Origin of the sequence: Helicobacter sp., assembly GCF_022511165.1 — a bacterium.
Taxonomy (GTDB): domain Bacteria; phylum Campylobacterota; class Campylobacteria; order Campylobacterales; family Helicobacteraceae; genus Helicobacter_C.
In genome coordinates, this window is sequence record NZ_JAFLSB010000047.1 from 1 (window position 1) to 10,873 (window position 10,873).

The 10,873-nt window shown below is 39.7% G+C and carries 8 protein-coding genes and 1 pseudogene; 2 read left to right on the top strand and 7 right to left on the bottom strand.

Annotated features, from left to right (window positions below; genetic code table 11):
- Positions 1 to 63: 63 nt before the first annotated feature.
- Both yedE and J1E28_RS06705 read right to left on the bottom strand, forming a co-directional pair.
- On the bottom strand, positions 64 to 1,317 hold the full coding sequence (yedE, locus tag J1E28_RS06700) for a selenium metabolism membrane protein YedE/FdhT (protein WP_291028058.1): 1,254 nt from the start codon (positions 1,315 to 1,317) through the stop codon (positions 64 to 66).
- Between the two features lie 176 nt (positions 1,318 to 1,493).
- Positions 1,494 to 2,399, bottom strand: a complete 906-nt coding sequence (locus J1E28_RS06705) for a DMT family transporter (protein WP_291028060.1) — start codon at positions 2,397 to 2,399, stop codon at positions 1,494 to 1,496.
- A 175-nt stretch (positions 2,400 to 2,574) separates the two neighbouring features.
- Between J1E28_RS06705 and J1E28_RS06710 the strand changes: the two genes are divergently transcribed.
- Together J1E28_RS06710 and J1E28_RS06715 are read left to right on the top strand one after the other, a co-directional pair.
- Positions 2,575 to 4,956 (top strand): dynamin family protein, encoded by a 2,382-nt coding sequence (locus J1E28_RS06710; protein ID WP_291028062.1) that lies wholly within the window; start codon positions 2,575 to 2,577, stop codon positions 4,954 to 4,956.
- Positions 4,957 to 4,972: 16 nt separating this feature from the next.
- Positions 4,973 to 6,889, top strand: coding sequence for a dynamin family protein (locus tag J1E28_RS06715; protein WP_291028064.1), 1,917 nt, complete (start codon positions 4,973 to 4,975; stop codon positions 6,887 to 6,889).
- Here J1E28_RS06715 and J1E28_RS06720 read toward each other — a convergent pair.
- The 5 genes and pseudogenes from J1E28_RS06720 to J1E28_RS06740 form a co-directional block, all read right to left on the bottom strand.
- The gene (locus J1E28_RS06720) at positions 6,868 to 7,365 is read right to left on the bottom strand and encodes a hypothetical protein (RefSeq protein ID WP_291028066.1); all 498 of its coding nucleotides are present in this window, start codon (positions 7,363 to 7,365) and stop codon (positions 6,868 to 6,870) included. The two genes, J1E28_RS06715 and J1E28_RS06720, sit on opposite strands and share 22 nt — an antisense overlap.
- Complete coding sequence (lpxC, locus tag J1E28_RS06725; protein ID WP_291028068.1) at positions 7,352 to 8,245, bottom strand: UDP-3-O-acyl-N-acetylglucosamine deacetylase; 894 nt, start codon at positions 8,243 to 8,245, stop codon at positions 7,352 to 7,354. Before lpxC ends, J1E28_RS06720 begins: the two co-directional genes overlap by 14 nt.
- Positions 8,242 to 8,937 (bottom strand): septum site-determining protein MinC, encoded by a 696-nt coding sequence (locus tag J1E28_RS06730; protein ID WP_291028070.1) that lies wholly within the window; start codon positions 8,935 to 8,937, stop codon positions 8,242 to 8,244. The genes lpxC and J1E28_RS06730 overlap by 4 nt, the downstream gene beginning before the upstream one ends.
- Before the next feature lie 10 nt (positions 8,938 to 8,947).
- Positions 8,948 to 10,306 carry a M23 family metallopeptidase gene (locus J1E28_RS06735; protein WP_291028072.1) on the bottom strand — a complete coding sequence of 453 codons (1,359 nt, stop codon included), beginning with the start codon at positions 10,304 to 10,306 and terminating at the stop codon, positions 8,948 to 8,950.
- Positions 10,307 to 10,762: 456 nt separating this feature from the next.
- Positions 10,763 to 10,873, bottom strand: a pseudogene (locus tag J1E28_RS06740) (VOC family protein); the annotation flags it as partial.

Genomic DNA, 10,873 nt, shown 5'->3' on the forward strand with positions numbered 1-10,873 from the left:
TTGCATTTTGCTCTCCTTTTTTATTCTTTTTCACACTTCTTTATACTTTCGCCTTTACATTCCTCACATTCTTGCATCTTTAAATGCAACAAAAGCTCTCTCAAAACTCTTATTTTTGCGAAAATAACTTCTCTCCACATACAAGACAAAAGCTAAAAAGAGCAGGAGCAATACATAATTTACAACCAATCCACCATAATTACCAAAGGATTCAAGGAGATTGATACGAGGAAAACTTGTCGCTAAAGATTGAGCATAGTAATCCCAAGTTGCCGCAAGCAAAGTAGAACCAATCACATTCCCAATACCCACAATCCAATAATGCACCTGCCCCTCTACCGCGCGATACATCCAGCCACACTCACAACCTCCAGCAAGAACAATACCAAAACCAAAGAGTAGCCCGCCAATAATTGCATTAGGCGCAGCCCACATAATCTTAGGTGGCAGCCCTAGCATAATATAACTAAACACGCCAATAGTTGAAACCATCATACCAACAATCACTGCCCTTGCCATATAGCCCCGCCCTGTGATAAATAAATCTCTAAAAGCAGAGGTAAAGCAAATTTGAGCGCGTGAAATAACAAAACCAAAGCCCACACCAAAAACCACCGCGATAGCCAAAACAGGAATCTTCTTGCCTTCAGGGATATTCCCATAAACCATTAAATAAACTACCCAAACTCCCACAACAACAAGAGCTAAAATACCCAAAACAAAAAGAATCTGCGCTTTTTTCTCGCTTGTTGTGCGATTGCCAATATCTTTTTGCGCACTCACCTTTTCTAGTCCCACTTTCGAGCGAAATAAAGGTAACAGAGCAACTTTTGTCCCTAGCCACACCCCAACAAGTGTCATAATGGTAAAAAACCACGCGTGGAGGCTAAATTGTGGAATTCCCGTAAAAAAACTTGCTAAATTGCACCCCATACCAATCCTTGCACCAAACCCAGCAATAATCCCGCCAATAAGGGCTTGAGCGATACGAATCTTGCTTTGAGGCAGACGAAATTTCACATTATTTGCCATTGCCGCCGCAGCAAATGCCCCAGCAAACATTCCTATAATCATCACACCATCGATTCTATCAAGTGGGCTTCCTTGCAAACCAATAATTTTAAAATACCCCCAAGTGCTTGTATCTACGCCGATTAAATTCATAATATGCCCACCCCAACGAGTAAATTCACCTGTTACTGCCCAATATGTCCCAGTCAAGCCAAAATAATACGCTGCCATAACACCTAAAGCAATAATTGCGGGCATAGGCGACCAAAATTTGACCAAGAATCGTTGCTTGAAATCACCAAACATCACACACTCCTTCAATGATAAAATGAAATAACACAAGAAGCTAGAAGAGAAGTATATATATCCTTGTGTGCTTTACACGAAAGCCTTTTGAAATCCCAAGTATTATAAAGTATTATATTGTGCGCAAAGTTGATAAAAATCAAAGATAAAATAGAGGCTACCTAGAATCAATCTAGTTATTTTTGACTTAAAAATAATCCCAAAAGCGTGAGTAATCCCCCCAAAATAATATACATATCTATTCTTTCGCCAAGACTCACACACGCTACTATCACGCCAATTACAGGCACACTATAAATATATGCGCTTGCTTTTAAGGACCCAAGGAGCTTCAAACTTGCATTCCAACAAAGATAGCACGCCCCTGAAGCCATAATGCCCAAAAAAAGCAAGTTAGCAATATTTATAGTATCGATATAGCGCGCAGAATCCTCCAATGCACGAAAATCTCCGCTCATCATACCTGATTGATACGCCACAAAAGGCAATGTGAAAAATAACCCATAAGCAAAGATTTTCTTTAAAATCGCTAGATGAGAGTAGTCCTTAAAAGCTGCAAAAATCATCTCCAAAACAAGCGTATAAACCGACCAAATGATTCCAGCCATAATGCACAACAAATCACCAATAGGATACACTTGAAAGGAAAAATGTCCCCGAAATACCACAAGCACAATGCCCACGCAAGATATAAAAAAGCCCATAAGAAAGGGGGCGCGAAGCTTTTTGCGATACACGAGCGCAAAAAGCAAAGCTGTAAAAAATGGATTGATAGATACGAGCAAAGAGGCATTAGAAACGCTCGTGTAGAGAAGCGCAACATTTTCAGCCAAAAAATACAAGCAGCCGCCACTTAAGCCCGCCATTGCAAATAAAAACTCATTTTTAAAACCACAATATCCAATATATTGACGACAGAAGAGAGTAAGAAAAATATAGGCGATAAAAAAGCGGATAAAGAGAATTTCAGCAGGAGCAAAATCTGTAAGTAAATGCTTTGTACTACTAAAGGTAATGCCCCAAATAAATACCGTGAAAATGGCTAAAAGATGCCCTTTTAGGAGGGGATTTAGTTTATTCATCATTTCTCCATATTTTCTCTCTAATCCCTTGCATCAATTTTTGTATAACTCTTGCATTCCCTACCTAATGCCTTAAATAAAACATTTTACTTGAGTAACAAAAGTGCAGATTCTAGCAAACAATACCAAATACCCACTTGTATGCCTTGCGCATTTTTGCAAAACACACACTTAAATGGCAAAATACACCCTTAAGGATTCTCATTTTACTTTTTTGTATTTTTTGCGTAAAATTATGCTATTTACGCCTTTTTTGCAAAACACATCACACAAGCCAAATACGCGATGGAGAGAATCTATGCCTATTTTACAACAATATTTTCGCAAATTTCACCAGCTCCCCCCACCTAGTCAGCGCACCAATGCTATGCCCACAAACCAATCTCTAGAAGCTCTAAGTATTCTCCTTTGTGCCAAAGAACGCAATTTGCCTATTTTTTCACGTTGTGCGAGCTTTATGAGCCTCCTCCCGCAATCATATTTGATGTTTCAAGAATCCCAACTCCTTGTCTCTATCCTTGATATGCAAGCACATATTTTAAGAGAAAATCCGCATATTCTTGATGAGCTCACGCCCTATTTTGCAAAGCTTAATCTCGCCTCCATAATTGATGATGATGAGTTTGCTCTCCTTACTTCACTCAAAACTTATGTAAGCTCTAGCGCGCAAAAATCTCCCCAAACGCACACACCAATTACTAATCTCCAAACTCTGCGCGAGGAGCTATACAGCATTCACGCAAAACTCTCTCCTCTTCTTATAGAATCCACCCAAAACACACTCAAGCAAATTATTAAAAAACTTGAGGAAGAGCGTTTATGTATCGGCGTTACAGGGGTATTAAGTGCGGGAAAATCTACCTTTTTAAACGCGCTTTTATCCCAAGAAATTCTAGGAAGCTCAAATGTGCCAGAAACGGCTAATCTTACCATTTTGCGCTATGGAGAAAAAACGGGGGCAAAAGTGCATTTTTGGAGTAAGGAGCAATGGGCAGACTTATGCGCTTTGGGTGCGTATGATGAGAATCTTAAGGCTTTTGTCAAAGAATGTGAAAATCATTTTGGTGCGGAGTTAAAATCTCTTATCACAGAACCTCATCGCACACAAGAGATTCAAGCAAATGAGTTGAGTGCCTATACTTCGGCAAATCACTCAAGCAAATTATGCAATCTCATTCAAAAAGTTGAACTTTTTACACCCCTAGAATTTTTACGCAATGGTGTAGAAATAGTCGATACTCCCGGACTTGATGATCCTATCACAAAGCGCGAAGACATTACGCGTGATTTTTTGCATCAATGCGATATGCTTATCCACGTGATGAATGCAAGTTGTGCAGCAACACAAAAAGATATTGACTTTATTTTAGAATCTTTGCTTGAACAAAATATATCGCGTCTGCTCGTGGTACTTACACGCATTGATTTACTCAGCAAAGAGGAGCTTACCTCCTCGCTTGAATACACGAAAAAAAGCCTTGCTACACAACTCAAAAATGCTCATTACAAAGGCGATATTAATGCGCTGATTGCACGCATTGATTTTCTCCCCCTTGCAGGATATGCTGCGCTAATGCACCGCACTCAAAGCGATACAAGCCATATCAAAATGAGTATCGAAGAAAGTGGTATTGTGCAAATTGAATCCTACTTACAAAAAATGCTTTTAGGCAATGAAAGTCTTAAAAGCCAAGATATGCTCTATCTCGCCTATAAAGCAACATATAAAATCGCGCAAGAGCAAAAAGAAATTCTCGCTTTGCAAACAAGTTTGCTTAATGCAAGTGAGGAGGAGCTAGAGGCAATTATCGCCCAAGAGAAGGCGCATAATGATGCGCTTTTGCGCGAACTAGAAGAGCTAGAATCCACTCTCCTTGCCCTCCATAATGAACTTAAAGATTTTCTTCATAGCCTCTTATCGCTGAGTTCAAATACACTCTCAAAGGCTGCTACACTTATTAGAGATAAGGTTTTTGATGATATTGTGTATGATTATAAAAAAGGCACAAAAACAGCGCCCAACGCTCTGCAAACGATGATAGAACTTGCCTTAAAAGACTGCTTTGCAGATATTTTTAGAGAATATCGCTATAAGCTTAGTAAAAAAATTACGCAGCTTAAAGCCGCCATTGCTGCAACAGAAGAATCAAAGCTCCCGCCTATTCATTTTCAGCTAAGCCCCGCCCAAATCGCACCTATTATGCAGCCCTTGCTTTCCACACTTCCTACACTCATTAAATCCGCAAACAAAGAAGAAAATCTAAGAAATGGGCTTGAAATGGCTTTCAAAGAGCTTTTTGATGCCTTTGCAATGCTTATAGAATCTAAAAATAAAGACATTAGTGCCTTATTCCTTACACATTTTGATGAAATTACACAAGCACACAAAGCCCATATTGAATCTCAAATTGCTCAAAAAGAGCAAAGCCTCCAAGCAGCCCTTGCACAGCGCACACAAAATAACCAAAACACACAAAAGCAAGAACTTGAGACACAATACACACAGATAAAAGAGATTACAAGCACCTTGCAATCACATTTACAAAGCCTAGAATAAGCTTACAGGAGAAAATATGAAGTCCAATGAAACGACAAAAGATAGCATATCTCAAAATCATCAAACACAAGAATTATCAACATCACCAGAGCATTTGCTTGAAGACTTTATCCAAGAATATAACCACGCAAAAACCAAAATCTTGCAAGGCAGCAACCCCCTCTATGCGCTTATTGATGAGGTAAAATATCATCTTAGTCAAGTTGCACCCCTTGATTCTAAAGCTCTCCATAGCCTTAATACGCTTACTCAAAGCATACAAGAACCAATGAAAGTAGCGATTATCGGGCAATTTAGTAGCGGAAAATCTACCTTTTTAAATGCACTCTTAGGGCAAAGTATCCTCCCTAGTGGCATTACTCCAATTACTGCTAAAGTCTGTCATATCGCCTATGGAAGCGATTATGCACTTGAGATTATGTATAAAAATGGCAACACCGCCACAAAGCCCCTTAGCTACCTTGAGCAGTCAAGCGAGGCAGAGAATGCAAAGATTGCTTTCTATAAACTTTATGCGCCACTTAGTCTCTTAAAAAGCATTAATTTCCTTGATACACCCGGATTCAATTCGCTCAATCAAAGCGATACAGATACGACAAATGCGGTGCTTGAAAGTGTCGATGGTATCATTTGGCTTACCCTCATTGATAATGTCGGCAAACAAAGCGAGAAAGATATTATCCTCTCTCACATCAAACGTTATGCAAGTAAAAGCCTCTGTGTGCTGAATCAAAAAGATAGGCTCAAAAATCAAGATGAAATTGATACAAGCCTAAGCTATGCTAAAAAGGCATTTAATGGATTCTTTGAAGAAATCATTGCCATATCCGCTAGAGAAGCGCTCCTCTCACATAGTGCGCCAAAGGAAGAAGCCCAAACCCTAAGAGAGCATTCGTGCATAGACGCTGTGATTAACTTTTTGCAAACTCACATCGCCCCACAGGCACAAAGCGCCAAACATCATAGTATCTGTATGCAGCTACGCGCACTTACACTCACTTATGCGCGTTTAAGCCTCTATGCCCACTTGCGCTTTAAACATCTTGAATCTTTGCTTATAAACACCCCCACACATTTTAGTGAAAGCTACCCACAAAGCGCATTTTATACATCTTTTCCTGCATTTTTTTATAGCCTAGAATCCAAGCTTGAATCCCTCACACAGCACATTTATGGCGCACTCGAGCGCAGTCCTAGAGAGTTTGTGCGTATTGATAAAAAATTTGGTATCAAAACCCAAAATAAGCAAACAAAAGACATCATAACCCTTCCAAGAGAGCGTTTGAGCTTAAGCTTATGCGGGGCAGATTCTAGCTTTTCACGCGATTTTATTAAACTTGGTTTTGATATAACCGCCGCCGCAGAGCAGTTTAATGCTCTTTTGAATACTCATATAGATTATTTACGCGAACTTATCACACAATGGTATAGAGCTTTTCTTCCTCCTTTGCAAAGCCCACTCTTGCAAAAAACCCTCGATGAAATCATCAATGCCTATGAACATCTTGCAAGTGTGCATAGTGAGAATCTTAAGGCGCAACTGATGCTTTTTGCAAAGATTCTTACATTAAACTACCCTCTTGCGGTGCATTTATGCCTCAATACCATTGCTTTAAAAATCCAAGAAGCCCTTGATAAATACACCAAGAGTCCCGATACTCTGCCACTTTTTAATCCCACGCTTGAAAATATCCGCGATGAGCTGAATCTCGGCTTTTCCTTTGGTTTTTTGCAAGAAAATCTCCTTACCCAACCACTCCATAAAAAAAGCTTATGGCATTTTGAGCGTGAGGCAAAGGCGCTTTGCCAAAAGCAAAGTGCGAGTATTAGCGCATACAAAGAACAATATGCACATCACTTTGAGCAACTTAAAACCTTACTTAATAGGCTTAAAAAGCACAAGCCTAGTTTTCACACCGGTGGCAAGATATAAAGCGGCTCTGTGGGAGAGTTAAAAGCGCTTTTATCAAGGATTTGTGGTAAAGAAAATATTATTTGCTCTGCTATAACTTGAATCTGCTCATTTGGCACAAGGCTTATTTCCCCCTCCTTATCGCGATAAAAATAGCTTGTACCAAAAGCCTTAATATACGCACTAGGGGTAAAATAAAAGCTTGAAGTTGCAAAAAGCTCTATATCATAAAGACTACTTAATGTATGCAAAAAAATATGTGTGAGTTTGAGCGCACTAAAACTCCCGGGACCATTAGCATAATAAATGGCATCGATTCTAGAATCATTATAAGCAGGATTTTGATGGGGGGTGGGGAGCAGAGATTCAAACACATAGGGCAAACTCACTAAAAGCGGTTTTGCACTAGAAATCTCTTCTATTAGCACATTGTCCTCATACACCCCACAAAGCAGGGGAGTATTCACACTCAAAAGGACAATGTCAATGTGTCTCATACGCGTATTCTAGACTCTCTTCTTCGGCTCTATCTTCAAGACTTATGACTTCATAGGCTTTTTCATCACTTAAGAGTTGTTTAGTAAGGAGGTGATTAAGCTTATGGCTTCCAGCAAAGGATACATAAGTGCCAAGCAAAGGCATACCAAGCAATGCCATATCCCCAATCGCATCTAAAATCTTATGGCGCACAAATTCCTCTTTATAGCGCAATCCCTCTTTGTTGAGAATCCCGCTTTCATCAAGCACAATACAATTACTCAAATCTCCACCTTTGGCTAAGCCTTTTGAGCGCAAATAATTGACTTCGTGCAAAAAGCCAAATGTCCGCGCACGAGCAATTTCTTCTTTATAGGCTTTGGTAGAAAAGGTGAATTTATATTGCTGATTGCGAATCGCAGGGTGGGCAAAATCAATGCTAAAATCAAAAATCGTTTGCTCACTTGGCTCTACGCGCACAAACTTTTTATCCTCAACAATCTCAATAGGCTTTTTAATGGCAATCGCCTTTTTATGCGCGCTTTGAGAGCAGATTCCAGCTTCTTCAAGGAGCATACAATACCCTATCGCGCTACCGTCCATTATAGGCACTTCCTCATTATCAAGCGAGATTCTAATATTATCAATCCCATAAGCGTGAATGGCTGAAAGCAAATGCTCAATCGTAGAAACACGCGCCTCGCCATTAGCAATCACGGTTGCCATAGTCGTATCAATCACATTTTGAGGAGATAGAGGAATGCTCACGCCCAAATCAGAGCGATAAAACACAATGCCACTATTTACACTTAGTGGCTCAAGCTCCATTTTGACTGGCACACCCTTATGTAACCCTATACCTACAATTTCAACTTTCTTTTTGATGGTTTTTTGTCTCATACTAAATCCTTTATGGCTATAGTATCGCCCTTTTTGAAAATCATTTTGAATAATGCGTTGCTTTGGTTAATCTTGTGTAAAAATTCTTGGTGAATGATTGTATCTTGAAACAAAATGGCAGGAGTGAAAATTTTATGACATATAATAAAATCACCCTGCGCCTCTATGCTCCCTCTGCATTCTCCAAAAATAAACAAATTTCCCTCTGCTACCACACGCGCACCACTATTAATGCGAGATTCTATCACAATATCGCCGTTATGGTAAATCTCTTCTCCGCTACGCACAATACGATGCAGCCATAATGTGCGCAAAAATGCGCCTTGAGCGGGTGAATCTAGGGTAGATTCTGCATTATGGGGTGTAGAATCTGTGCGATTTTCCCCGCTCTTATGATGTGCTAAAGCTTTTTGCGTTCCATTTTCTTGTGGAGATTGGGCGGATAGGCGTGAATCTATAACCATACTTTGCATTTTATTATTGCGTTCAGGGATTGTGCCGCTTAAAAGCGCGAAGCTTAGTCCTTGAGTTTGCAAAAAGGTTTGTAATGCCTCATCTATGCGCCCTCTAAAGCCAAGTGTGTGATATTGCAAAAGAGGCAAATGCTTTGTGATAAAGGCGATGCACTCTTGTGTATTGACATTTTCTTCAAACTCAAAGAGGGCGATTTTTCTTTGTCTTGTCTTTAACATCTGCTAGGGGTTAGTTTTTTGTAAAATTACGCGCTTGTTGCAATACATTCTGCACATTTTCATCAATCCACTTTTGGTCAATCCATTCATTGATTCTCACAAAATGCCCTTGTATGAGGATTCCAAAATGCAAATGGTCGCCAAAAGCCCAGCCTGTCTGTCCTGTCTTACCAAGCTCCTCTCCTGCTTTTACCTCATCGCTTACTTCCACATCACTCTCTTGCATATGAGAATAAATTGAGGATACGCCAAAGCCGTGGTGCAAAAGCAAAGTATTGCCATATAATCCAAGATGGCTTTTAAGCAAAACAACGCCCCTATTACTTGCTATGATAGGCGCGTTTTTCACACTTGCAACATCAATGCCTAGATGCACCGCTTCGCTGATTTTTTCTTTATTTAAAAAATAGGTGCGATAATCCCCAAAACTCCCCACTACTTTTGAACCTCTAAGGGGCACAAAGGCGTGGAAATTTTCATCAATATAGCTTGAATCCGATAGAGAATTACTCGCCTTTAAGATTCTCTCCTCATCTCCTTTGCGTATGGTTTCATTAAAAAATATAAATCGCTCAATATCATCATTAAAGCTTGGCAAAAGTTTTTTATCAATTTGCGCAAGAAGCTCATTGAGTTTGCCACTTAAAAAATCCTCTTTAATCGTAATATTTGAGTGATAATAAGGGACATTGATATTGCGTGAAATAGGAATCGTATGCTTTGTGATATTGCCCGCTTTATCCTCTGCGACTACTTGAGCAAGAAAAAACTTATTTTTAAGAGGCCAAGCGATAATCCCCACATAAGTATCATCATTGGCGTATTTAAAGAGCTTAAAATCATCGGTGCCATTATTAATAGAAACCTTATCTAATGCCATATCTTTAATCTGCACTGCCACTACCGCGCTCCCTCCGCGCGCGATTTGGAAAGACTGCGCGATGTTTTTCACCACAGGGGGCTTTGTATCTACGACTAATTGCAAATCCATTTGCGCGGTATTACCACTAAAAAAATGTGAGCTACTCCAATCGGTTACAGCGATTTTATACTGAATATTCGTGCCATCTTTGAGCGCCGAAGAAGAGCGAGGTAAGGGGATTTTCACTGATTTTGGCTTATTAAGAATCACTTCTTTTTCATCACTTAGAATCTCGCCATCAAAAATCATTTGCACACGATAATCGCGTATGCCACTCTCATCGCTAAACTCCACAAAAAGCTCATCATTAAGATTCCAATGTGTAGGCGTGGGGCTTGTAAGAGTGGGGGGCTTAGTCTCAAAAATAATAAAGCTAAAGGCAAAAACCCCCATAACAACAAGAAATACTACGCCCGCACCCACAATCATTAATCGTTTATTGCCCATACATCGCCCTTGACTTAAGATATTGCTTTGAGATTCTAACTATCATCTTTTTAATATCAACCCGCCATTATAAAGGATTTATAAAAATAAGTCCATAGCTAAGCCCATTTGCTAGGCGAATTGAATCTTGGCTTGCTTTGATAGATGTGTATGATGTGTTTTTGCAAACGCGAGATTTATTTTAGGTTTCTACTTTGGCTTGAGACTATGTGCTTTGGGCTTTTTAAGGGGCTTGTGAGGGTGGGGATTTAAGGAATGAGCTTGTATTGCAAAAGATTTAAGAGCAGTAAATTAGGGGCTTTAAAGAGTAATTCTTACCGCAAAAGTATATTTAAGCATTTTGGGGGCGTTGTCTCTTTGTCTATAAATCTAAATGCCATTTATGCTTTTTGTAAAGAGCTAGAAGCTTTCTTGGAAGTAGCCATAAAGTTTTTGCTGGGGCTTGCTTGTGTGGGGCTAGACTTTTTGGGCGAGTTCGATGAGATTGCCATCTGGGTCTCTTAGATAAATGCTTTGTAGCTTTGAAGTCGCACCTGTTCTCTCTACGATACCTAGCTCTATGGGATA

Coding starts and splice junctions, on each gene's coding strand:
- J1E28_RS06705 (WP_291028060.1), bottom strand. CDS start 2,399: ATGAATAAACTAAATCCCCTCCTAAAAGGGCATCTTTTAGCCATTTTC.
- J1E28_RS06730 (WP_291028070.1), bottom strand. CDS start 8,937: ATGTTAAAGACAAGACAAAGAAAAATCGCCCTCTTTGAGTTTGAAGAA.
- J1E28_RS06710 (WP_291028062.1), top strand. CDS start 2,575: ATGGCAAAATACACCCTTAAGGATTCTCATTTTACTTTTTTGTATTTT.
- J1E28_RS06735 (WP_291028072.1), bottom strand. CDS start 10,306: ATGGGCAATAAACGATTAATGATTGTGGGTGCGGGCGTAGTATTTCTT.
- J1E28_RS06715 (WP_291028064.1), top strand. CDS start 4,973: ATGAAGTCCAATGAAACGACAAAAGATAGCATATCTCAAAATCATCAA.
- yedE (WP_291028058.1), bottom strand. CDS start 1,317: ATGTTTGGTGATTTCAAGCAACGATTCTTGGTCAAATTTTGGTCGCCT.
- lpxC (WP_291028068.1), bottom strand. CDS start 8,245: ATGAGACAAAAAACCATCAAAAAGAAAGTTGAAATTGTAGGTATAGGG.
- J1E28_RS06720 (WP_291028066.1), bottom strand. CDS start 7,365: ATGAGACACATTGACATTGTCCTTTTGAGTGTGAATACTCCCCTGCTT.